General features: G+C 62.4%; 16 protein-coding genes and 4 pseudogenes. 18 read left to right on the top strand and 2 right to left on the bottom strand.

The annotated features are described in order from the left end of the window. The first annotated feature begins 286 nt into the window (after window positions 1-286). The 6 genes and pseudogenes from J2J99_RS31500 to J2J99_RS31475 all read left to right on the top strand — a co-directional run bounded on the left by J2J99_RS31500 (window position 287) and on the right by J2J99_RS31475 (window position 8,884). Window positions 287-463 carry a hypothetical protein gene (locus J2J99_RS31500; protein ID WP_168297155.1) on the top strand — a complete coding sequence of 59 codons (177 nt, stop codon included), beginning with the start codon at window positions 287-289 and terminating at the stop codon, window positions 461-463. Window positions 464-667: 204 nt separating this feature from the next. Next, window positions 668-1,654 (top strand): DUF3991 and toprim domain-containing protein, encoded by a 987-nt coding sequence (locus J2J99_RS31495; RefSeq protein ID WP_168297154.1) that lies wholly within the window; start codon window positions 668-670, stop codon window positions 1,652-1,654. 117 nt (window positions 1,655-1,771) lie between these two features. Beyond that, complete coding sequence (locus J2J99_RS31490) at window positions 1,772-2,377, top strand: DUF1419 domain-containing protein (RefSeq protein ID WP_168297153.1); 606 nt, start codon at window positions 1,772-1,774, stop codon at window positions 2,375-2,377. Window positions 2,378-2,479: 102 nt separating this feature from the next. Next, window positions 2,480-7,575: pseudogene (locus J2J99_RS31485) on the top strand (DEAD/DEAH box helicase family protein). Window positions 7,576-7,823: 248 nt separating this feature from the next. Then, window positions 7,824-8,474, top strand: a complete 651-nt coding sequence (locus J2J99_RS31480) for a DUF433 domain-containing protein (RefSeq protein WP_168297152.1) — start codon at window positions 7,824-7,826, stop codon at window positions 8,472-8,474. Beyond that, window positions 8,471-8,884 (top strand): DUF5615 family PIN-like protein, encoded by a 414-nt coding sequence (locus J2J99_RS31475; RefSeq protein WP_168297151.1) that lies wholly within the window; start codon window positions 8,471-8,473, stop codon window positions 8,882-8,884. Before J2J99_RS31480 ends, J2J99_RS31475 begins: the two co-directional genes overlap by 4 nt. 435 nt (window positions 8,885-9,319) lie before the next feature. Here J2J99_RS31475 and J2J99_RS31470 read toward each other — a convergent pair whose 3' ends face one another. After that, complete coding sequence (locus J2J99_RS31470; protein ID WP_246638572.1) at window positions 9,320-9,715, bottom strand: helix-turn-helix domain-containing protein; 396 nt, start codon at window positions 9,713-9,715, stop codon at window positions 9,320-9,322. A 457-nt stretch (window positions 9,716-10,172) separates the two neighbouring features. Between J2J99_RS31470 and J2J99_RS31465 the strand changes: the two genes are divergently transcribed. The 9 genes and pseudogenes from J2J99_RS31465 to J2J99_RS31425 all read left to right on the top strand — a co-directional run bounded on the left by J2J99_RS31465 (window position 10,173) and on the right by J2J99_RS31425 (window position 19,740). Next, window positions 10,173-11,960, top strand: a complete 1,788-nt coding sequence (locus J2J99_RS31465) for a ParB N-terminal domain-containing protein (protein WP_168297150.1) — start codon at window positions 10,173-10,175, stop codon at window positions 11,958-11,960. Between the two features lie 91 nt (window positions 11,961-12,051). Beyond that, complete coding sequence (locus J2J99_RS31460) at window positions 12,052-12,522, top strand: hypothetical protein (protein ID WP_168297149.1); 471 nt, start codon at window positions 12,052-12,054, stop codon at window positions 12,520-12,522. Next, window positions 12,519-13,399, top strand: a pseudogene (locus J2J99_RS31455) (DUF7007 domain-containing protein). The gene J2J99_RS31460 and the pseudogene J2J99_RS31455 overlap by 4 nt, the downstream one beginning before the upstream one ends. After that, window positions 13,399-13,755 (top strand): hypothetical protein, encoded by a 357-nt coding sequence (locus J2J99_RS31450; RefSeq protein WP_246638573.1) that lies wholly within the window; start codon window positions 13,399-13,401, stop codon window positions 13,753-13,755. The pseudogene J2J99_RS31455 and the gene J2J99_RS31450 overlap by 1 nt, the downstream one beginning before the upstream one ends. Further along, window positions 13,752-14,204, top strand: a complete 453-nt coding sequence (locus J2J99_RS31445; RefSeq protein ID WP_246638574.1) for a hypothetical protein — start codon at window positions 13,752-13,754, stop codon at window positions 14,202-14,204. The genes J2J99_RS31450 and J2J99_RS31445 overlap by 4 nt, the downstream gene beginning before the upstream one ends. 321 nt (window positions 14,205-14,525) lie before the next feature. Next, window positions 14,526-15,110 carry a hypothetical protein gene (locus J2J99_RS31440; protein WP_168297148.1) on the top strand — a complete coding sequence of 195 codons (585 nt, stop codon included), beginning with the start codon at window positions 14,526-14,528 and terminating at the stop codon, window positions 15,108-15,110. A 307-nt stretch (window positions 15,111-15,417) separates the two neighbouring features. Beyond that, a pseudogene (locus tag J2J99_RS31435) lies at window positions 15,418-16,342 on the top strand (ArdC family protein). Between the two features lie 629 nt (window positions 16,343-16,971). Continuing rightward, window positions 16,972-17,124 (top strand): annotated as a pseudogene (locus J2J99_RS31430) (DUF736 family protein); the annotation flags it as partial. Between the two features lie 249 nt (window positions 17,125-17,373). After that, complete coding sequence (locus tag J2J99_RS31425) at window positions 17,374-19,740, top strand: TOTE conflict system archaeo-eukaryotic primase domain-containing protein (protein WP_425526074.1); 2,367 nt, start codon at window positions 17,374-17,376, stop codon at window positions 19,738-19,740. A 36-nt stretch (window positions 19,741-19,776) separates the two neighbouring features. On the opposite strand, the gene J2J99_RS31420 is transcribed toward J2J99_RS31425, so the two are convergent. Next, the gene (locus tag J2J99_RS31420) at window positions 19,777-20,076 is read right to left on the bottom strand and encodes a DUF736 domain-containing protein (RefSeq protein WP_128409065.1); all 300 of its coding nucleotides are present in this window, start codon (window positions 20,074-20,076) and stop codon (window positions 19,777-19,779) included. Window positions 20,077-20,584: 508 nt separating this feature from the next. On the opposite strand from J2J99_RS31420, the gene J2J99_RS31415 reads away from it, so the two are divergent. The 3 genes from J2J99_RS31415 to J2J99_RS31405 are packed head-to-tail and all read left to right on the top strand — an operon-like array spanning window position 20,585 to window position 23,729. After that, a complete protein-coding gene (locus J2J99_RS31415) occupies window positions 20,585-21,793 on the top strand; it encodes a tyrosine-type recombinase/integrase (RefSeq protein WP_168297146.1) in 1,209 nt (402 codons plus the stop codon). Beyond that, entirely contained in the window at window positions 21,787-22,707 is a 921-nt protein-coding gene (locus tag J2J99_RS31410; RefSeq protein WP_130827582.1) for a tyrosine-type recombinase/integrase, read from the top strand. The genes J2J99_RS31415 and J2J99_RS31410 overlap by 7 nt, the downstream gene beginning before the upstream one ends. Further along, the gene (locus J2J99_RS31405) at window positions 22,704-23,729 is read left to right on the top strand and encodes a tyrosine-type recombinase/integrase (protein ID WP_168297145.1); all 1,026 of its coding nucleotides are present in this window, start codon (window positions 22,704-22,706) and stop codon (window positions 23,727-23,729) included. The genes J2J99_RS31410 and J2J99_RS31405 overlap by 4 nt, the downstream gene beginning before the upstream one ends. Window positions 23,730-24,148: the final 419 nt, after the last annotated feature.

Below are 24,148 nucleotides of genomic sequence, written 5' to 3'. Positions count from 1 at the left end.
ACTGCCAAACCGTCGAAAGGTGCCACAAGAGGTGGCGGCGCCAGCTGCCCTGTGAGCAGCGCGATGGTACGCCAGGCCCTTTAATCAGGCTCATCGAAGCAGCCCAATCCCGCTCTCTATTGATGGCGTCCTGGCCCGGCTGCGGATCTTCCACGATCAACCCGTAAAGGGTCCGCTAGCGAAGCTGCGGCCGCTTCGTCTTCGCCTTCGCGGTGATCGCGCCCGCCTCCGGGCCTTCTGAGGAGCCATCGAGCGGGATTGGCCCGCTCCGAAGGAGCCTCTTGAGATGTCCCACGACCTTTCCCTCGCGCAGTCACATGCCTTCCAGCTTTCCCGCGACCTCATGGTCCCGGTCACCGTCTTCGAAGTCGACGGCGAATACGGCGTGCTGCCTTCGGACGAGATCGACGCCAGCGACGACCTCGAAGTGGTGCATGAGTTCTTTCCCTGGGCGGCCCATTGAGCCGCCTTTTGCCTGACGGCTGCCGCTTGCGAGCCGGCGGCCGCAAGGGAGGCTTTGCCGTGGACGGGACGGCGACCCCTGTGAATCCGACAATTGCCAGCCCACGCCCTTGCAGCCTTTGCTCTTCGCGGCCGTCTGAGATCGGCCCCGCAAAGAGCGGGAGATAAAGAGCAGGAGGCCGGCCGCCGAGCGGCCGGAATGAGAATGACGAGAGAAGAGATAGAGGATCTGCGCCAGAAGGTTGGTTGCGAGGCAGTCCTGGAGACTTCAGGCTTCACACTGGATCGGAAGGAGAGCACGCGTCGCGCGATAAAATTTCGCCGCGGCGCCGAGATCATCATCGTGACACATGAGGGCCGTGGCTGGTTCGATCCCCTCGGCGACAGCAAGGGCGATGTTTTTTCGCTCGTCTCTCACCTCGATGGCGTCGCCTTCAGCGAAGGTCTCGAGCGGATCGCGGCCCTTGTCGGTTTTCAGTCGTCGGATGCAGAATGGCGTAAGGCGCCGAAAACTGGGGAGGCGGTCGCCTCGGTATCCGAACGCTGGCTCTCTCGCAGGGCGCCCTCACCCGGTTCGGGCGCATGGCGATACCTTCGCACTCGCCGCCTTTTGCCTGCGTCGATCATCGGACAAGCAGCCAGGCACGGTGTGCTGCGCGAAGGACCCTATGGCAGCATGTGGGCCGCGCATACTGACACCGCCGGCATTGTGACCGGATGGGAGGAGCGCGGCGCCGATTGGCGCGGCTTTGCAACCGGCGGCACTAAGGTCCTGTTCCGTTTCGGCTCTACCCCGGCCCGGCGGCTCTGCGTGACGGAGGCGGCGATCGACGCGATGAGCCTTGCCGCTCTCGAGGGCACGCGGGAGGGCACGCTTTATCTCAGCACCGGCGGCGGCTGGTCGCCGGCAACCGAGGTTGCCCTGCGCGACCTTGCTTTGCTCCCTGCTGGCCAGATTGTCGCGGCGACGGATGCCAACCCGCAAGGCGAAGCCTATGCCGACCGTCTTCGCAGTCTGGCGGAAGAGCTCGGCTGCCAGTGGCTGCGCCTGCGGCCGCCCGCAGACGACTGGAATGACTTCCTGAAACTTCGTCAAAACGAGAAAGCGGGAAGAAGGGACAGAGAAGAGACGTGCCGCAAGCCCGAGCGGCGCGTCAAGGGTGAAGCTTCGCCCGGCAAAGCCGGCCCTTGACCCGCCGATGCGGGGTCGCGGCGGCCCGGGAGCTGTCAAGAAGGACTGAAGACGATGGCGAGGTCGTGAGGATCTCGGTTGCGCTTCAGTCGAACGATAGCAACGCAGGAGCCGCAAATGCCCGTTACCAACAAAATCCGCAAAGTCTTCGAGGGCGTCGCCACGCGCCGTGAGATGTTCGGCATGTTCGACCGACACGCGCAGCGCCCGAACCGCTGGGACGAGGACGCCGCACCACTTTATGCCGGCGAATGGTTCGAGATCGGCGAAGCCGAACACGACTATATGTTCGAGATCCTGCCGCCGCTCTGGATCCGGGGCGCGATGTTCGCCATGCGCGAATATCTGACCGGCTCCGTGACGTCAGTGTTCTTCGCGCTCAGGATCGGCGGCCGCATTCGCTATTTCCACGGCTACTGCGATCTCTCCGATCATCGAGCGGCAGAGGAAATGCGCCGCGCCATCATCGAGCGCGAGACGAAGCCTCAGCGGGCGATGAGCCGCGACGAACGTCTCGAACATATCTGGAGCATAACGGCCGACGCCTATCGCGGTTATGCCGGCGAGGATTGGCCGCCAACCTTCCGGGGCCGCCGCGTGCTCGCGCTCTTCAATGGCACACGCGACTCGATCAAGAAGTGCCTGGATCAACTCTCCGACGACGAGATCGCGGGCAAGCTGCCGGTGCATCTGCGCCACCTTCCCTCTCCGATCGCAGCCTGAGCCGCCGCCTGGCAGCTCCGCGGCCACCCGCCCCCTCTCTCTCCATCTCGCCAGTCGCGCGCCCGTGACGGGACGGCGATCTGCATCTCAAGGAATTTTTCGATGAGCAATGATGCCTTTACACTCGATCTCATCGGCGGCAGTGCGCTGTCGGCCGGCTTTGGTCTCGGCTTGAGCGTTTCCCATAGCATCCGGCCGGCCGCCAATGACGACGATCCCGAGCCGCCGCCACCAGCACCGGCCTCCGCCCTTCCCGCAAGCTCGAAGCCGGCATGCGCGGGAGCGAAACAAGACCCGGCGAACTTCCATCTCGACGGTGAACGTCGCCTCTCCCGTGGGTGGAAAGAGCGCGCCCGCGACAACATCGACGCGATCGCCTTGGTGAGCAAGATCGAGGCGGAAGACCGCCCTGCCACGCGCGAGGAACAGGAGCGGCTCATTCGCTTCACCGGCTTTGGCGCATCGGAACTGGCCAATGGCGTGTTCCGCCGCCCCGGCATGGTCGATTTCCGCGACGGCTGGGAGGCGATCGGATCGGCGCTCGAAGACGTCGTCAGCGCGGGGGAATACGCTTCGCTCGCTCGCTGCACCCAATATGCGCATTTCACACCGGAGTTAATCGTCCGGGCAATCTGGGCCGGCCTCGCCCGGCTCGGCTGGCGCGGCGGCCGTGTGCTTGAGCCTGGCATGGGCACGGGCCTCTTTCCAGCGCTCATGCCTGAAGGGTTGCGCGACGCCAGCCATGTCACCGGCATCGAGCTCGATGCCGTCACGGCCAGGATTGCCCGGCTGTTGCAGCCGAAGGCGCGGGTCATCACCGGGGATTTCGCCCGGACCGAACTGCCGGCGAGCTTCGACCTGGCAATCGGCAACCCGCCCTTCTCCGATCGAACCGTCAAATCCGACCGCACCTATCGGTCGCTCGGCTTGCGGCTGCATGATTATTTCATTGTGCGCGCAATCGACCTCTTGAAGCCGGGTGCGCTCGCCGCCTTCGTCACGAGCGTTGGCACGATGGACAAGGCCGACGCGACGGCACGTGAACACATTGCCAGAACGGCCGATCTGATCACCGCCATCCGCCTGCCTGAGGGCAGCTTCCGTGCCGACGCAGGCACCGATGTCGTCGTTGATATTTTGTTTTTCCGCAAACGGAAGACCGGAGAACCGGAGGGTGACCTTTCCTGGCTCGATATCGACGAGGTGCGGCCCGCCACCGGCGACGAGGGACCGATCCGTGCGAACCGCTGGTTCGCCCGTCATCCGGATTTCGTGCTCGGCACCCATGCGCTCACTTCCGGTCCTTTCGGCGAGACTTATACGTGCCTGCCGCAGGGCAATGGGAATCTCGCCTCCGCGCTGTCGGCCGCCATCACGCGCCTCCCGCAGGCGATCTATGACGGCGAGCCGACGGTCGTCGATTTCGACAGTGACGAGGCATCTGATCACGATGGCGGCGATCTCTCCTCCAGCTCCCATGTCCGGGAGGGCAGTTTCGTCTTCGACAAGTCTCACGGCCTCACGCAGGTCATCGACGGTGAGGCCGTCCCGGTAAAACTGCGTCAGGGTCGCAGCAGCGCCGGCATACCGGAAAAGCATGCCCGCATCATCGCCAAGCTGATCCCGATCCGCGACGCCGTTCGCGCGGTTCTCAAAGCTCAGGAACTCGATCGACCCTGGAAGGACGCCCAGGTCCGGCTGCGCATCGCCTGGTCGAGCTTTGTCCGCGAGTTCGGCCCAATCAACCACACCCTCGTTTCGATCTCGGAGGACACTGAAACCGGCGAGGCCCGCGAAAACCATCGGCGTCCGAATCTGCAGCCCTTCCTCGATGATCCGGATTGCTGGCTCGTCGCCTCGATCGAAGACTATGATCTCGAAACCGACACAGCGCGTCCCGGCCCGATCTTCCGCGAGCGCGTGATCTCACCGCCAGCCGCCGCGGTCATCACGAATGCTGGCGACGCGCTCGCCGTCGTCCTCAACGAGCGCGGCCATGTCGATATCGACCATATCGCCGAACTGCTCCACCGTAGCCCGGACGATGTCGTCGTCGAACTCGGCAGCGCCATCTTCCGCGATCCGGAAACCGGCGCCTGGCAGATGGCCGACGCTTATCTTTCGGGCCACGTCCGCGACAAGCTAAAGGCCGCCGAAGACGCCGCAGCACTCGATCCGGGCTTTGAGCCCAATGTCACGGCGCTCGTTGCCGTGCAGCCCGCCGACCTCAGCCCCTCCGACATCACCGGCCGACTCGGCGCGCCCTGGATCCCCGCCGATGACATTGTTGCCTTCGTGGCCGAGACCATGGGCGCCGAAATCCGCATTCATCATATGCCGGAATTGGCCTCCTGGACGGTCGAGGCCCGGCAGCTCGGATACCTCGCCGCGGGCACATCGGAATGGGGCACGGATCGCCGTCATGCCGGCGAACTCATCGCCGATGCGCTCAACTCACGCATTCCGCAGATCTTCGACACGTTCAGGGATGCCGACGGCAGCGAGCGTCGCGTCCTGAATGTCGTCGATACCGAGGCGGCGAAGGAGAAGCTGCAGAAAATCAAGACGGCCTTCCAGACCTGGATCTGGTCCGATCCCGACCGCACCGACCGCTTGGTGCGGGTCTATAACGACCGCTTCAACAACATCGCGCCCAGAGCATTCGATGGCTCGCATCTGAAACTTCCCGGCGCCTCGGCAGCCTTCTCGCTTTACCCGCACCAGAAGCGCGGCATCTGGCGCATCATCGCCTCCGGATCGACTTATCTTGCGCATGCCGTTGGCGCCGGCAAGACGATGACTATGGCAGCGGCGATCATGGAGCAACGCCGGCTGGGCCTGATCGCCAAGGCGATGCTTGTCGTCCCCGGCCATTGCCTGGCTCAGATGGCCCGTGAATACCTGGCGCTTTATCCGAACGCCCGCATCCTCGTCGCCGACGAAAGCAACTTCACCAAAGAAAAGCGTCATCGTTTCCTGTCGCGGGCAGCGACCGCCAACTGGGATGCGATCATCATCACCCATTCGGCCTTCCGCTTCATCGGCATACCCTCCGCCTTCGAGCAACAGATGATCCATGACGAGCTCGAACTCTACGAGACGCTGCTCACCAAGGTCGAAAGCGATGACCGGGTCTCGCGCAAGCGCCTCGAGCGGCTGAAGGAGGGGTTGAAAGAGCGGCTTGAGGCCCTCTCCACCCGCAAGGACGACCTGCTGACCATCGCCGAGATCGGCGTCGACCAGATCATCGTCGACGAGGCGCAGGAGTTCAGAAAGCTCTCGTTCGCCACCAACATGTCGACCCTGAAGGGGGTCGATCCGAACGGCTCGCAGCGCGCCTGGGACCTTTACGTCAAATCCCGCTTCATCGAGACCAAGAACCCCGGCCGGGCGCTGGTGCTGGCATCGGGCACGCCGATCACCAACACGCTCGGCGAGATGTTCACCGTCCAGCGGCTGATGGATCAATCAGCCCTGATGCAGCGGGGATTGCATGAGTTCGACGCCTGGGCCTCGACTTTCGGCGACACGACCACCGAGCTCGAACTCCAGCCATCCGGCAAATATAAGCCGGTCTCGCGCTTCGCCAGCTTTGTGAACGTGCCGGAATTGATCGCGATGTTCCGTTCTTTCGCGGATGTCGTGATGCCCGAGGATTTGCGCCAGTACGTCAAAGTGCCTGATCTCTCGACCGGCAAGCGCCAGATCGTCACCTCGAAGCCGACCGAGGCCTTCAAGCGCTATCAAACAATTCTCGACGCCCGCATCAAGGCGATCGAGGAACGTGATCGGCCGCCTGAGCCGGGCGACGACATCCTGCTTTCGGTGATCACTGACGGCCGGCATGCGGCGATCGATCTGCGCCTCGTCGATCCCGACAATGACAATGAGCCTGATAACAAGCTCAATAATCTGGTGGCAAATGCCTTGCGCATCTGGAGAGACACGGCAGGAAACAGCTATCTCCGTTCCGACGGCAAAGCTTACGACCTGCAGGGCGCAGCGCAGATGATCTTTTCCGATCTCGGCACCATTAGCGTCGAGAAGAGCCGGGGCTTTTCCGCCTATCGCTGGATCAGGGACGAGCTCGTGCGCATGGGTGTGCCGGCCTCGGAAATCGCCTTCATGCAGGACTACAAGAAGAGCGAGGCCAAGCAGCGGCTGTTCGGCGATGTCCGGGCCGGCAAGGTCCGGTTTCTGATCGGCAGTTCGGAGACCATGGGCACCGGCGTCAACGCGCAGCTGCGACTGAAGGCACTGCATCATCTCGACGTCCCTTGGCTGCCCTCCCAGATCGAGCAGCGCGAGGGTCGCATCGTCAGACAGGGCAACCAGCACGAGGAGATCGACATCTTTGCCTATGCCACCGAGGGCTCGCTCGACGCGACGATGTGGCAGAACAACGAGCGCAAGGCCCGGTTTATCGCCGCGGCGCTTTCCGGCGATACCTCGATCCGGCGTCTCGAAGACCTCGGCGAGGGGCAAGCCAACCAGTTCGCCATGGCGAAAGCGATTGCGTCGGGCGACCAGCGCCTGATGCAGAAGGCGGGTCTGGAGGCCGATATTGCCCGGCTGGAGCGTCTGCGCGCCGCGCACATTGACGACCAGCATGCCGTTCGCCGGCAAATCCGTGACGCCGAGCACGACATTGATTATGCGTCTCGCCGCATCGCCGAGATCGGTGAGGACCTGGCGCGACTTCAACCAACCGCCGGCAACGCCTTCTCCATGACCGTTGGGACCCAGCGACTCGATGATCGCAAGCAGGCGGGCCGGGCGCTGATGAAGGAGATTCTAACCTCGTCCAGCTTCAGCACGAAGCCGAAACCGTCATCGCCTCGATCGGCGGCTTCACTCTGGATTATCACGGCCAGCGCTTCGGCGTGGACGGTTATCGCTACACGACCATGCTCCGGCGCACCGGTGCTGACCAGGAGATCGAGCTACCGGTGACGCTGACGCCGCTCGGGGCGATTTCCCGTCTGGAACACGCACTCGGTGGCTTCGAGGAAGAGCGCGATCGCTATCGTCAGCGGCTTGCCGACGCCGAGCGCCGTCTTGCCTCCTACCGGTCACGCGGTGAGGGTGGCGAGTTCCCGTTCGAGGGTGAGCTAGCGGAAAAACGCCGGCTGCTCGGCGCGCTGGAAAAGGCGCTCGCCGACGATGTCGATCGCGGCGACGAACACAAGGTCGCCTGACATGCCACGCATTCGCGCATCGCGGCTGGCAGCCCGCCAGAGGCTGTTACAAGAGCCGCCGCTCTCCCACCGGGGAGTGGTCGAACAGAGTGTGCGGCGCGCTTTCGGGCGGCGGCGCCGGCGTAGGAGCGCTCGCCCCTCTCCTTGCTTCGAGTGCATGCTGGGCCACGCCGGGTTAGACGGCGAGGGTTGAATTTCCCGCCTGTAAGATATATATTCCGATCCATCGGAAGAATTAGGAGCGTGTCATGATCTCAAGTGAGATGCTGAAGACTGCGGAGGCGGCTGTCGTCGCGCGCGTGACGCTGCGCGACGTCAACCGAGTGATTGACGAAGGAATTCTCCCCGCGACGTTCTCTTCGGCCGAAAACGGCCGAAGGATCTGGGTCACCGCTTGCTCACTCATTTCCTTCTACTATGAGAGCGCCGCACGCCTGACCTCGGAAGAGCGTATCAATGCCATCCGATGGGCCGAGCCCCGCCTCAGCGAATGGAAGACACTGGCGCTGGAGTCATTGATTGCGAAGGACTGGACGTTGCACCACGATTTTCTGACGATCGATCTGGCGCCGTTTTTCAGGAGGACGGTTGAGAACCTCGCCGATCTTGAGGCCGCTCGGGACATGGTGACGTCCTCGCCGGACATACTGGGCGGCACGCCCGTTGTCCGTGGAACGAGAATTCCGGTCTACGATGTTGCCGCTTCCCTTGCGGCCGGCCATTCCGTCGATGAGATCCTGGAGGCGTTTCCCGCCCTTGATGAACGGCGCATCGGTCTTGCAAAGGTCTATGCCGAAGCCAATCCGCTTCGTGGCCGGCCCAAGCCTGCGCCGGAACTGCCCGCCGGCGCCCGGATCGTCAGGGACCGCCGTGTCGCCAGACGCAGGCGGCCCGCATGAAACTGCTCATCGACGAATGCCTCAGCCCGCGGCTGGTTCAGATCGCGCAGGCGGCGGGCTATGTCCAGTCGACCCATATCGTCTGGCTCGGCAAGAGCGGTTGGAAAGACTGGGAGCTCAAGCCGCTCATCATCGATGGCGACTGGACCTTCGTCACGAAGAACTCAGTGGATTTCCGGGGACCTGAGGCCGCCCCGGGGTCGAAAGGGCAATACGCGGATGTCGCGATCCATGCAGGGCTTATATGCCTGAACGGCCCTTCGACGATGGACCTGGCGATGCAAATCGAGCTATTCGAAGAAGCGATGCAAGAGCTTCAGGCGGATGACGACCTGGTCAATCAGGTGCTCGAGGTGACTATGACTGAAGATGACATCCACATTCTGCGCTATGTGCTGCCGGCCGAATAGCGTCGGCCGCCAGCGCACGCCCCCTGCCTGACCTGCCAATTTTGTTTGCGCAGCAGCATACGCATAGCTGCATTGCACAAAAAGTGATTCCGGTCTGATCAAAATAAAGGCATCATGCGTGCAGCTGATGCACATGGCGGCTTCTCCTCCCAGTGCCGCTGTATCAGCTGTTCCCCTCTGGAGGTTTAAATTACCTTCACACCTTATGGGCCGCGGTCTCCGCTGGCCCATTTTTTTGTTCCGGCGATGCCCTCCGGCTCAGCGTGAAGGCGCAGTTGTGTGGAGAATGTCGCCGCCGGAAGCGGATCGCTTTCACCTGGGCTGGCGACCAGGTCCTGGCCTTGTCTGTAAGCCAGAACGTTGCACTGCAGGTTCATTCCACAGGTCCAGGCAAGCGTCTCCGCTGCGCGCTTTCATTTTTCATGTCGGATCGGATCACCCATGATGCGCCCGAGCGTCTGCATGAAGGCTGGCGAGAAATTGCCGCGCCATGCCGCGTCCCATCGCATTTTTCCCCATTTCCTCTACGAGAAGGCCGCGCTCAACGAGCGGGCCGATCATTTCGGCCACGGCGCTACGGGTGAGGCCGGTGATTTCGGTCAGGCGGGTAATCGTGATCACCGGATTATCTCTCGTCAGGCAGCCGATCACTGTCATCAGGCCAATTTGCTTGAGGTGGGCTGACGGCGTCTCCCCTTCCACGGGATTGGCCAGGATCTGATTCATCGACATGGTCATGAATGGCAGCTCAAACCCAACGGTACGGGGTGAACCCGGCTTGGACTGATGTCTCCTCGCCTGCTGCCCTTTGTGATCGTCTTGCTTGGACAATCTTGCTTCCTCGCTCTCCAAGGGTCGCCGGCGGCCGCACAACTCATGCGCATGCCAGGGCGGCGACGTTTCAATCAATCCGCGCTTGTTTGCCATCGGTCGGATGAAACGTTCAAGCCCGTTTCGCGAAATTCTTGCGCGCGTTCCGCCGCCCACCAGAAAAGCGATTACCGCGTTACGGGAAGTGAATGGGCAGAAATGAAGGAAGGAAGAAGAGAAATACCGTTCGCAGAGCGGGCAGTCCGCCGACGCTGACGCTCAATCGCCCGCTCCGCATCCCAGCCACTCGCCCGCGCAGGGCTCAAAAGCCCCGCTTGGGACTTCACGGCAGGGCTGCTCGCGCGCAGTTGCATCGGCCAGCCCGCTCCGCGGTCGGAGGGGTGTCTTCGAAGGAATGAAGACAGGCAAGGAGCGGCAGCTAGCCGTCTCCCGCAACCCGGACAAACGGAGCTTTCCCATGCATATCCTGAAACTCGATCCCCGCGCGCTGAAGGACAATCCCGATGGCGCCCGCCGCTCGAAATCTTCCCCGCAGGCCGACGCGTTGTTGCTGGCGACGGTCAAATCTGTCGGCATCATCCAGCCCCCTGTCGTCTCGCCCGAGACCGACGGCGGCAACGGCTTCGTCATCCAGGCCGGCCACCGCCGTGTGCGCCAGGCGATTGCCGCAGGCCTTGAGGAGATCGAGGTTCTCGTGACCGACGCCGCAAACGACAATGGCGCGATGCGCTCGATGATCGCCAATGTCGCGTTTGAACCTCTCAACCCCGTCGACCAGTGGCGCGGCATCGAGCGTCTCGTGGCACTCGGCTGGACCGAAGAAGCGATCGCCGTCGCGCTTGCGCTGCCCGTCCGCCAGATCCGCAAGCTTCGTCTTCTCGCCAATGTGTTTCCCGCCATGCTCGACCAGATGGCAAGGGGCGACATGCCGAACGAGCAGCAGCTCAGGACGATCGCCGCCGCATCGCTCGAGGAGCAGAAGGAAGTCTGGAAGGCGCATAAGCCGAAGAAGGGCGATACGGCCGCCTGGTGGCAGATCGCCAACGGCCTGTCGAAAACCCGCATGTATGCCCGCGATGCGAGCTTCAGCGAGGGTCTTCGCGAGGCCTATGGGATCGAATGGGCCGACGACCTGTTTGGTCCAGCCGATCAGGACAATCGCTACACCACCAATGTCGAAGCCTTTCTCGGCGCGCAGCAGGAATGGATGACAAACAATCTGCCGAAGAAGGGCGCGGTCGTCGAGGTCAACAACTGGGGCCAGCCGGAACTGCCGAAGAAGGCCGAACGCGTCTACGGCAAGCCCGGCAAGGGTGATCACACCGGCATGTATATCGATCGCGAGGGCAAGGTTCAGACCGTGCATTACCGTATGCCGGACCCAAAGCCTGCTGCTGGAAAGACCGGCTCGGTCGCCCCTGGTTCTTCCGAGATCGAGGAGGATACAACCGGCTCCAAGCCGCGGCCTGAGGTCACTCAGAAGGGCCATGACATGATCGGCGACTTCCGCACCGACGCGCTGCACGAGGCGCTGGCCCGTGCGCCGGTCGAGGATGACATGCTGATGGCGCTGCTCGTTCTTGCCTTCGCCGGCCAGAACGTCCGCGTTGACTCCGGCGCCAATGATCATGTGTTCGGGCCGAAGCGCTTCAAGCGGCATGCGGCGCGCCTGTTCACCGATGATGGCCGCTTTTCCTTCGACATGGAGACGGTACGGGTCGCTACCCGCGCCACGCTGATTGACGTGCTGTCCTGCCGTCGCGGCATGTCGAACAGCGGTGTCGTTTCGCGCATTGCCGGCGAAGCGGTCGGCGCGAATGACTTCCTGCCGAACATGGGCGCCGAAGACTTCCTCGCCTGCCTGTCGCGTCAGGCACTCGAAGCGGCGGCCAGGGAGGTCGGTATCCAGCCGCGGCCACGGGTGCGTGAGACGCGCTCGGCCCTCGTCGAGCATTTCAAGGCCGATGCGAGCTTCGTCCATCACTCCGCACTGTTCGCGCCCGACCCGCAGGAGATCGCCGATCTGATGCGGCAGGCCGATGATGCGGTCTCGGGTGACGCTAGCGCTGATGGGAACGCTGGAAGTGCCGGCGATGCGCCGATCGGCGCGAATGACACCGAAGACGCAAATGCCTCCAATGAACATGGCCCTGACGAGCAGCATGCCCGTGAGAACGATCTCCAGGAAGACGTCTCCGACGACTTTGCCGAGGAGCATTCAGCCTACGGCATCGCAGCGGAGTAGCCGCCACCCTTCTCATTCCGAATGAACAACGCCGCCGGCACACCCGGCGGCGCTTTCGTTTTCGCGCACCGCAGAACCAACGGAGGTCCGAATGTCTGCGTCACTCATCTTCGATCTCGCCCCGATCGGCTCGCTCGTCTCCTGGTCGGACGGCACACCCCGCCCTCCAGAACGCTTCCGCAATAAGCTCGCCGCCTGGGAGACCCGCAACAGCCAGGGCCGTTTGATCCGCAAGGAAGGGCCGCGCAAGCTCGGCAATTATACCGCGCCCGGCTCCTTCACCCTTCATGAGGGCGACATTGTCGGCAGAACCACCATCCTCGTCACCATCCGCCGGACCTTCGGGCTCGATTCCGATCTCACCTTCAAGGTCATCGCGCGTCCTGCGGCTGGATCCGTCCGCATCTTCGACCGCCCCGGCGACGCGCGCGAGCTGCTCCATCTCGCGGAAAATCGCCAAGCAGCCGAGATCTGGCTCAAGGCTCATCGCTATCCGAGCGCTGTGCTCGAGGAGGTCGGAGCCGACGAAGCGGCCGCCGACCAAGGGAGGACTGCCCCATGAACATGCCCCTCTCCCAGCCCTGCGAATCCTCCGCCGACGACATCTCGGGGGTCGAATTCGGCCATGGCGCCGACGGCACGGCCGTTGCGCGCGTCGGCGACCTGGTCTTCGCCATGCTTCCATCCCGAGGCGGGCATCTGCTTGCCAGCGCCTGGCGCGTGTCGCGGCCGTTTGCCGAGTTCAGACGCGACGACTTCTATTCGTACCATGGCTCTATCGAGGACGAAGCGGCTTTCCGCGCGCGCATGGCCGAGCAGGCAGAACATCGCCACGACCTCCAGGCACTCAGCCGCCAGACAGTGCGCTTGAACTGCAACACTCCATGGGGACCATCACAGGGCGCCACCATTTATGCAGAGGGGGTCGTCTCGCACACCACGGCAGGTCATGGCGGTTTCAGGCTCTCCTCCGAGCGCAACGCTGCAATCCATCCACTGCTCAGAGCTCACGATGGGTTCTATGAAGAAGACGCCGCCTGGGCGATCGTTGCCCTCGCCTTCCCGGACCTCTTTACGCGTTACGAACTGCGGATCGCGGACCAAACAGTCCGCGACAGCTGGCCGGACGCGTGGGAAACGATGTTCGGCCGCTCGCTTGAGCCCGGCCAATCCCGCGAGAAGGACGCCCGCGCCTTTGCGCGGGCCCATGCCTGCGACTGGGTGGTGATTTCGGCGATCCGTTCCGACCACCACGTTGATATGACCGAGGTGATCGCGACCCTTGGTGCCAGCGCGGCGACAAGGTAACCGAGCGGCGGTTTCTGGTACCGAGCGCCGACTACGCCGTCGGTCGCTTCGGCTTCGTCATCGATGAAGCGACACATGCCGCCTATGCCGGTCCCTCAAGCTTCGTCGGCTGGCGCGGGAGGACGGTGTGATGTCTTCCGCGATATACGCCGCGCAGCTCGTGCGCATGGAAGCAGCCCGCCGGCAGACGCAGCACCAACTCGACCTGATCGACCGGCAGATCACGCGGAAAATGACTGCGCTCATTCCGCTCATCGGCCGGCGTCAGGCGGGGTTCCACCGTGGAAAGGCGCCGCAACCGGGCGCTTTCCTTGAGCGCTATCGCGCTAATCTCGCGGCGCTCACCGCCGAGCGTCAGCCCGAGGTCGATGCGCTCACCCGCAAACTTGCCCGGCAGGATGCGGCAATCGCCGCTCTCCTGGCGCGGCGGGGTCCATCCGCGGATCAGGCGAGCCTTGGCGCCGCACCAGGAGGTGAACGGACATGAGCACGATCGGCGAACTCGAACGCAGGGCCGGCATCGGCAGCTCGCCGGAGGAGCGCACCGCATTCTGGATCAGGTTTCATCATCTCGGTGGGGTCGAATGCCTGAAGGCGGGCGTGGCGGAGCTCAACAGGCTGATCGCCGAACGGGAGGCGGTGTCGGCGAGGCCGAGCAACGCGCCGCGGGCCAAACCGGCAAAACTGCCGCCGCTTAGTGCGGAGGAAGAGCAGGCTCTACAGGCTTATGCGGCAGAGCACGGCCGGCGCTGGAAAAACATCCTCAATCGCGTCTGGATGGGGGAGGCGCCGCATGACGATGCCGGCACGCTCCGTCGCCTGCGCAACTCTCACGGACCCTCCTGGCTGCAATCCTATCGCCTGCCCAGGGCTGGATCGCCGGACGGGGGCCCACAAGCAAAGCGTCGGTCGAACGGCGGGCACGACAAGAAGTAGCGATGCTCGCGGCCATTTCCTCTCAACAGTCTGGTTGACCGGAGCCGTGCTGGCTTCCCCTTCGGTTGTGCTGCGGTCTGAACCGGCGGCCGTTCGCTTCAAGGCCGCTATCGCGCCGCGGGGCGGCCGGATCCCGCCGTCCTTCGCAAAGCAGATCCGCGGGACTACGCGAGGGCTATGCCCTGCTTGCCCGCAGATCGGCTCCGCTTGTCCGGTCAGGCCCGGACCCTGAAGCGCCCGTCTTCCGCCGGTTCGGGTCGACCGCACCGAAGGGCAAGCCGGCACGGGCCGGAACCGCTTCGGATGTTGAAAGGAAGAAAAATGGCCAAGCCCGCAACTCCTCGCCAATCCGCTCGCGTCGTGCAACTGCGCAAGGGCGCCACCCTCGAAATGGTCCGGCTCACCTGCCCCGACAGCGCCCAGGCGCTGAAGATCGCCGAGAGTTTTGGGACCGCAATCGTCGACAGCGACGGGATCCGCGATCTCCATGAGCGCCTGATTTCCGAGACGGCGGATGCACTCAGTGAAGGTCTTGGCGAACGGGCGATGCAGATCCACCTGCAGCGGATCGTCGGCGCCTTCGTCGGCTCCGCCCACGGCGCCGGCCAGTTCTACAGCAAGGCCGTCACCGAGGCGCGCGATGCCACCGCCAAGGCCGCCAATGATGCCCGTGACGAAGATCTCGACGGTCCCGTCGGTTACGACAGTGCCGCGCAGCGCAAGCGCGAATTCGCCGCCGACATGGGTGTGCAGGCCCACGCGCTCCGCATGGCCGCCGAAGGCGCCGTGGCTGCCTACAAAGAGATCGTCGGCGAAACCTGGAAGCCCTTCGACCGTCCGGTCGACAATCCCGGTCAATCCCTCGATCGCAAGGCAGCCGTCGCGCAGATGTCGGCATTCGACTGAGAGCATAGTCCGGCGAGGCTTCGGCCTCGCCAGTTTCTCACGACAGAGGTCGCCTCTCCCGGGCGCCCTTTTTCCATGTCGGCGCCGAACGCCTGGGTGCGAGAAAGCAAGGAAAAGAAGAAGAGGCAAAACGGCGCCCATTGCGGCCGCCGCGGTTGTCGGTCTTGCCGGGGCCGCAAGCGAGCCGCAACGGCTTTGCCGTCCTCCACTGACGTTCCGGCCTTCGGTGCGCTCGCTTGGCCGTCGCCCCGGCTCCAGACCCCGCGTCACGGCCGCGATGGGCGCGGCTCCAGATGGAGGTCAGGACATGAGCAGCAAAGAGAACAAGACCCGCGTCGACATCTACGCGAAAATCACCGACCGCATTGTCGCGGATCTGGAAAAGGGCGTCCGCCCGTGGGTCAAGCCATGGAATGCGGCGAACACGGGAGGTCGCATCACGCGGCCGTTGCGCCACAATGGTCTCCCCTATCAGGGAATCAACACCCTGCTTCTCTGGTCGGAAGCGGTCTCGCGAGGCTTCGTCTCGCCGATCTGGATGACCTTCAAGCAGAGCATCGAGCTTGGCGGGCATGTCCGCAAGGGCGAGACTGGCGCAACCGTCGTCTATGCCAGTCGCTTCACGCGCACGGAAACCGACGCCCATGGTGAGGAAGTGGAACGCGGAATTCCGTTCCTCAAGGCGTATACCGTATTCTCCGCGGACCAGATCGACGGGCTTCCCGAGCAATACTACCTCGATCCGGCGCCAGCGACCGATCCGGTGGAGCGGATCGCCCATGCAGACACCTTCTTTGCCAATACCGGCGCGGTCATCCGCCACGGCGGCAACCAAGCCTATTTCAATCCGGGTCTCGATATCGTACAAATGCCGCCGTTCGAAAGTTTCCGCGACGCGCCGAGTTACTGCGACCCTCGGACATGAGCTAACCCATTGGTCAGGCTCGGAAAAGCGCCTCGATCGTGATCTTTCCCGCTATCACAAGGATCGCGCTTCGAGAGCGCACGAAGAGCTGATCGCCGATCTCGGCGGTTGCTTTTTGGCCGCCGATCTCGGCATCGTCCCGGAGCTCGAACCGAGGCCCGATCACGCCAGTTACCTTGCATCCTGGCTCGAAATTCTCAAGAACGAGAAGCGGTTCATCTTCGCCGCGGCCGCGCATGCACAGCGCGCAGTCAACTATCTGCACGAGCTTCAGCCGGCGGACGGTCGGGCACGAGAGGCCGCTTGAGAGCCGCTCGTATCAATCAGGGCCGGCCGCTCTCATCGAGGGCGGCTGGTTCACCTTCCCGTTCAGGCGTGGCGGCCCGGTTGGTGCCGGTCCTCAGGTCTACCTTCCCCCAGATCGACGTCTTCCGTGTTCGGCTTGCGTGACGGTTTGATCTCAACGATGAACGGCTTTGTCTGTTTGCGCATGAATCCCCCAGGCGAATCGCGGTGCAACGATATCCGACGCGACCGCGGAGGCAACCGGGCTCAGTGCCGGGAAACGACGCATCAGGTCAGCAACGTGACGGACTTGAGCGTGGGCTGACCGCGCGTCCGTTTTGGTAATGGGAGCGATCGCGCGCCGTCGCCATTGCCAACCTCCTTTGCCCCTGTCACCGGCGCTCCCTTTCGCGGGCTCGATGAGGCATGTCTGACCGGAGACCGGCTTCGCCTCGGTCGTTTTCCCGCAACGGCCGTCGCAACTTTCTTCCCCTGTCGGCTTTGCCGCCATTCCTCGCGAAGCAACAAAGCTGCTCCCGGCCGCCCTCCATTGCATTCCGGCCCATGGGTGCGGTCCGATCGTCCCCGGTCTTTGCGACTGCCATCGAGGCCGCGATGGGCGCGGCCCGAAACAGCAAAAGGACTATGGCAATGGCAACTATCGGCACCTTCACCTCCACCGAAAACGGCTTCAACGGCACCATCAAGACACTCAACCTCAACGTCAAGGCTCGCATCATTCGCGTCGAAAACCCCTCCGACAAGGGCCCGCACTTCCGAATCTACGCAGCGGGAGCCGTTGATTATGCTGAGAACGTGCTTATGCAGAGTGTCGGTCGCTGAAGGCCGGATTTGCCGTTGATTTCGGCGGATTCTGCTTTGCATAATCCCGGAGGCTGTGATGGATAGTGCGTCTTAAAATAGGGACGCCTTTGGCCTATGCTGATACCCACGGTCATTTAGGCGAAAGCTGCGAAGTTGGCGGAAAAGAATGATGCTTGGGAGAACATTGCTCGCATTCGACGGCGGTTAGCCGATCTGAATGACGAGCGGATGGTGCTTGAACGTGAGCTGAAGGCGTTTGAGCAGCAGCTGATTTCCGATAGCAAGGCCCGCGCAGAGAAGCCGGTCTTCGCCGACGCTCCTGTGACCAACAGCTCGCCGTCGATGGAAAAAGTGGGGTTGTTCCGGCAGCTGTTTGCCGGCCGTCCCGACGTCTTCCCGGTTCGCTGGAACAACAAGAAGGACGGACGCTCCGGCTATTCACCGGCCTGTTCTAATGAGTGGGCGAAAGGAATCTGCGGCAAGCCGAAGGTGAAATGCGGGGACTGCCCGCATCAGGCTTTCATCGCATATTCCGAAGATATCATCGAAAAGCACCTCCGTGGCGGCGATGTTCGCTCAAGCGACTTTGTTGCCGGCGTATATCCACTGCTGCAAGACGAAACATGCTGGTTCCTTGCTGCTGACTTCGACAAGGAAAGCTGGGCGGATGATTCCAGAGCTTTGCTGGCAACGTGTCGTGCAAAAGGTATTGCCGCAGCCCTCGAACGCTCGAGGTCGGGAAACGGAGGCCATGTCTGGATATTCTTCGCCGAGCCCATTCCGGCCAGGATCGCCCGTCAACTGGCTGCCGCGCTGATAACAGAGACGATGGAGAGCCGCCCTGAGATCGGCTTCACGTCTTATGACCGTTTCTTTCCCAATCAGGACACGATGCCACTTGGCGGCTTCGGCAATCTGATCGCGCTTCCCCTGCAAAGGAAAGCCCGTGAAAATGGCAACAGCATTTTTGTCGATGGCGACTTACGACCTTACGATGACCAGTGGGCGTACCTGTCGTCTTTGCCCAGGTTATCGGCGGAAGAAGTCTTCAGGATTGCCTATGAAGCCGAATTGGCGGGACGGGTCTTGGGCGTCCGGATGCCGGTCGATGACGAACATGCCGATGAACCGTGGAAGATGTTGCCGTCACGCCGTAGCGAGCCGCGGCGAATTGAGACTGCGATCCCCCAAAGCATCAAGGTTGTAATCGCCGACCAGGTTTACATCGATAGAACCGAGCTTCCTTCCGCGCTGATTGCGCAGTTCGTGCGCCTGGCAGCATTCCAGAACCCGGAATTCTATCGCGCGCAAGCAATGCGATTGCCGATATTTGGCAAGCCTCGGATCATTTCCTGTGCCGAGCTTCACCCACGCCATGTAGCGCTGCCACGAGGCTGCTTCGACGAAACTGTAGAGCTGATCAGGAGCCATGGCGCGACCGCCATTTTGGAGGATCTGCGCGAAGATGGAGAGGTTCTACCCACCGGCGTCTCCTTCCAAGGGGTGCTTCGCCAGCCACAATTGCGGGCCTTTGATGCTCTTGTCGCCAACGATAACGGCGTGCTCGCCGCCACGACCGCCTTCGGCAAGACGGTTGTCGCAGCCGCACTCACAGCACATCGAAGCCGCAATACGCTGGTTCTTGTTCACCGAAGGGAGCTTCTCACCCAATGGGTAGAGCGTCTGAGTTCCTTCCTGAGCATCGACCCAAAGCAGATCGGCATCATCGGTGGCGGGAAAAGGAAGCCGACAGGGATCATCGATGTTGCGCTGATCCAAAGCCTGGTTCGCAATGGCGAGGTCGATGACATCGTCGGCAACTACGGTCATCTGATTGTCGACGAATGCCACCATCTGTCCGCTGCAAGCTTTGAGCTTGTCGCTCGTAGATCCAAGGCGCGATATGTCGTCGGCCCATCAGCGACGGTCGCACGAAAAGACGGACATCATCCCATCATCTTCATGCAATGCGGCCCCGTTCGCCATCGGGTCGATGCAAGAGTTCAAGCTGCCGAGCGTGGTATTCGCCACCGTGTCCGCGACCGTTCGACGAAGTTTGAGTTGCCAGCGTCGCTCGCCTCGGCCGAGCGCCCGTCAATGCCAGCGATCTATGCAGCCCTTGCGCAGGACGAAGGCAGAAACGATCTGATATTCGATGACGTGCTGAAATCCCTTGAGGCCAGACGTTCGCCCATCCTGCTGACGGAGCGGAAGGATCACCTCGATTATCTCCAGCAGAAGTTCTCACCGTTCGTGAAAAATCTGGTGGTGCTGCGCGGTGGCATGTCGGCGAAGGATCGCAAGCAAGCCAACACGGCGTTGAATGTCGCAGACGATGATGAGCGCCTGATACTTGCGATAGGACGCTATATCGGGGAAGGCTTCGATGACCCACGGCTCGACACGTTGTTCCTAACCATGCCGATCGCCTGGAAAGGCACTTTGGCCCAGTATGTCGGACGTCTGCATCGTCAGCATGATGGCAAGCGGGACGTCTTGGTCGTCGATTATGTCGACAGCACCGTTCCGGTGCTGGCCCGGATGGCCGCAAAGCGACGAGTGGGTTATCGCGCGCTGGGCTATGTGATTGAATGAGGGCGCCCCGCTTTGAGCGGAGCGCCGATGAGCTGGTCAGCGGGACCATATGAGCTTGTGCTCGCCCTTGTCGCCCTGGACGAGGGAGGCGTAGACGGGCGCCGTGAAGGACGGATCGTCGAGCTTGAGCGAGAGGTATTCGGCGCCCGTTTCGCGGGCGGTGCGGCTCCAGCCGGCTCCGAACTCGACACCCGTTGCTGTGACGCGGAAGTCAGGAGCGCGATCGTTGTCGCGGTCGCAGGGTTTGATGGATGCCTTGACGTTGAGGGTGAGGGTCTTGATGGTACCGGTGTAGGCGCCGGTTTCGTCGCGGGTGAAGGTGCCAATCTGGGCCATTGTCTTGATCTCCTGAGGTTGTTCGAAGCCGCCCGATGCGGCCTCGATGGCGGTCGAGAGGCGACGGATTGGTCGGGACGCATCTGCAGGACCGCAGCGTGAGCGAAGGACGGCGGCAGCCGAGCTTGTTGGCTCGCGAGGAATGGCCGCTTGCGGTCAGGGGAAGAAGGTCGGCGGAGCCGTTGCAGGCCATGGCCGGTCCGGCGCCAGACCAGCCCAAAAGAGAGGTCGTATCGGGGGCTTTGCAGCAGTGTCGTCAGAGAGCGACATAGGCGATCGGTGCCTCCCATCAGCATGAACAACGTGCCGCCCGGTGCCCAGCGCTCCCTCCCGCCGTCACTGCTTCAACGTGAGGTACAGCAATGAGCGCTGGCCCCGTGAGGCTCTACTCGGGGCGTGATGAAGACGGATAAGCTGCTGCTCGCTTGCCGCTGGAATGAATTTGATTCCTTCGATTTGCTCGACACGTCGGACTTCTCCGATACGACCAACCATCGAGGGTACCAGAATGACAAAACGAAAGCGTAGGCATCGCCGCAGCGTCGATGTCCGGATCATGTGGCTACAGCCACATGTCGACGGGTTCAGGAGCTGGCTCGCTCAGCGGAGCTATTCGCCTGCGACAACCGTTGAGGTGATACGCCTGCTGGCGCTGTGGGGCGACTGGGTACACGCCGCTGGCTACGACGTCGACACACTTGCCGCGGGCTTGAGTGTATCGGCCTCGGTGTTCCAGGGCGGGAAAACTGCCCGCGCTCCGCAGGGTGCGGCTAGGCTCTTCATCTCTTATCTGCGCGAGAAGGACATTCTGCCCCAAGAGCAGCCCTCTTCGTTGGAGGATACCTGGCCGACGCTTGCCGCATTCAGACGCTGGATGAAGGAACAGCGCGGCATCAAGGATTCCACGCTCGATACCTATCAGCCGGTCCTGATCGACCTTCTGGCATTGCTCGGCACGGCTCCGGAAGCCTATACGGCAGCCGCGATCCGTGACTTCGTCCTAGAGCGCGCCAAACCGCATGGCCGCGGCCGAGCTCAAGGTGTCACTGTCGCAACGCGCGCCTACCTCAGGTATCTTGTGGCCATTGGACAATGCCCAGTCGGGCGGGAACATGCGGTTCCGCGCTTCGCCAGTTGGCAGTTGGCGACAACACCGCGTTTCCTGGCGCAAGCTGATATCGAACGCCTCCTTGCCGAGTGCGATGGCGAAGGCCGGTTACGCGACCGGGCCATCCTCCTTCTGCTTGTCCGACTGGGGTTGAGAGCGGGTGAAGTCGCCAATCTCAACTTCGACGACGTGGACTGGAAGAACAGCCTGATAACGCTTGTCGGCAAAGCCCGGCGCGAGGAGCACTTGCCGCTAACCCAGGAGATTGGCGACGCCATGCTTGCCTATATCGAGCGGGCACGCCCTCGCAGTGCGACGGCTCGTGTATTCCTGACGGACACCGCCCCGATCCGGCCGATAAGCCGTATCACGGTGAAGTGTATCGTGCGGCGCGCGCTCGACAGGGCCAAGATCAAAAGTGTTCATCGCGGCGCCCATGTTCTCCGGCACTCGGCGGCGTCAGCGATGTTGCGGAATGGCGCGAGTCTCGGTGGCGTCGGCGCCGTTCTACGGCATCGCTCGCCATCCGTTACGGCGCTTTATGCCAAGGTGGATATCGACCTCCTGTCGGAGATTGCTCAGCCATGGGGCGGGAGGTTGCCATGCTGAACGATGACGTTGATCGCTACATCTCCCTTCGTCACGCGCTCGGCTACAAGCTCGTGAAGGCCGGACGACACCTTCGCGCCTTTGCATGCTTCGCTGCGGATCGGGGGGAAACCCACATTCGCGTCTCGTCGGTTCTATCATGGCTGGCCATCGTCGCCCGGACACCTGGCGCTCGGGCGCGACGCCTGACGGACCTGATCCTGTTTGCCCGATTCGTGCACGCCGAGGATTCGCGGCACGAAATTCCACGCGCTGACGTTAAGCGAATCTCGGAAAAGCGACCGGTCCCCTACATCTACACCGCTGACGAGATCACGCGCATTCTCGAAATGGCCGGCAAGCTTCGGCATCAGAGACCAAATCCGTTGCGGCGCCAGCTCTATGTCATGCTGTTCGGGTTGATTGCAGCCACGGGACTCCGCGTATCGGAAGCGTTGGCGCTCAAGCTCGACGATATCCGAGATGGGGGCGTCCTGCACATCCGTGAGACCAAGTTCCGGAAGAGCCGGCTCGTGCCGCTGCATGTGACGGTTGTCCAGGCGCTTGAAACCTATCTTGAAGCCCGCCGCCAACACGCCGGCGTGTGTGACTGGCTCTTTCCATCAGTCCAACATCGGGAGATGTTCTCGACCACCGTGAACTATACATTCCGCTGCATTCTCCGACGGGCAGGGGTTGCTCCAGAACGCCGGCAACAGCCTCGCATACATGATCTTCGTCACACCTTTGCAACCCGGGTGCTGGAACAGTGCGGAGCCGAGCGCGGCGTTGTCGCTCGACACTTCGTCGCTTTGTCGACCTATCTGGGCCATGCCGATATCCGAAACACCTACTGGTATCTTGAGGCAACGCCGGAAATGATGACGGATATTGCCGCCGCTTCGGAAATGCTGGTTGGGGAGAGCGCCGCATGACGAAGCTCGCCCCACTGATCACCGGATTCCTGCGCGACTACATGCCGGGCCAGCGAGGCTACAGTCCGCAGAGCTGCGAGACCTATGCCTACTGCTTCAAGCTGCTGTTCGACTTCGCCGCAAAGCGGCTGGGCTCCCGTCCATCCTTGCTTGCAATAGAAGACCTTGATGCGCCAATGATCGTGGCCTTCCTGAACCACATCGAACAGGATCGAGGTAATGGCGCGGCGACGCGCAATGTACGTCTCGCTGCGATCAAGACATTCATGCGCTACGTCGAGCACAAGGTTCCCTCAGCGCTTGAGCAGATTGGCCGTGTCCATGCAATCCCGCCCAAGCGCCATGACCAGAAACTCATCCCTTACCTGACAATGGAAGAGGTCCGCGCAATCCTCGACGCTCCCGACCTTTCGTTGCGGTCGGGCGTTCGCGACAGGGCAATGATGCACCTTTGCTTTGGCGCAGGCTTACGCGTCTCCGAACTGATCGGCGTCCTCACCGAAAATCTGTCGCTTCGACAGGTCGCGAGCGTGATGGTTCGCGGCAAGGGCAGGAAGGAGCGCTGCCTGCCGCTCTGGAAGGACACGGCACGAGATGTCCGTGCCTGGCTGAGCATAAGAGGCGATGTCCGCGTGCCGGAATTGTTCGTCAACGCCCGCGGCGAGCCAATGACCCGTGCTGGCTTCGAGTATGTGTTGGACAAGCATGTCGACAAGGCAGCTGAAACTTGTCCATCTCTGCGCAACCGAAGTGTCTCTCCGCATCAGCTTCGGCACAGTTGCGCAGTGGTCATGCTGCAGGCGACGCATGACATTCGCAAGGTTGCCTTGTGGCTCGGCCACGCCGACATTCGCACAACGGAAGTTTATCTCCGCATGGACCCAACCGAAAAATTGGAAGCGGTCGAGGCGGTCGTTCCTCCTGAACTGAGACGCGGCAGGTTCAAGGCGCCGGATGCCCTGATCGCATCCTTGCTCTCGGGCTTGGAAGAACCCACGCATTCGAAGCGGATCCGCAGCTGAGTGGAGTTCCTCGTCAAGACGGGCGATTCCGCTCCATCTGACGTTGCGCTCGACATGGTCACTGTACCTCGTCGGGCGCATGCAACGTGTCTTGTGGGACCTTGTAAGATGGTATCCGGAGCCGCGGGAGGGAGCGCTGGGCACCGGGCGGCACGTTGTTCATGCTGATGGGAGGCACCGATCGCCTATGTCGCTTTCTGACGACACTGCTGCAAAGCCCCCGATACGACCTCTCTTTTGGGCTGGTCTGGCGCCGGACCGGCCATGGCCTGCAACGGCTCCGCCGACCTTCTTCCCCTGACCGCAAGCGGCCATTCCTCGCGAGCCAACAAGCTCGGCTGCCGCCGTCCTTCGCTCACGCTGCGGTCCTGCAGATGCGTCCCGACCAATCCGTCGCCTCTCGACCGCCATCGAGGCCG

The organism is Rhizobium binae, from assembly GCF_017357225.1.
Classification (GTDB): Bacteria; Pseudomonadota; Alphaproteobacteria; order Rhizobiales; family Rhizobiaceae; genus Rhizobium; species Rhizobium binae.
Note: the sequence above shows the minus strand (reverse complement) of the source record. Positions and strands in the feature narration are given on the sequence as shown.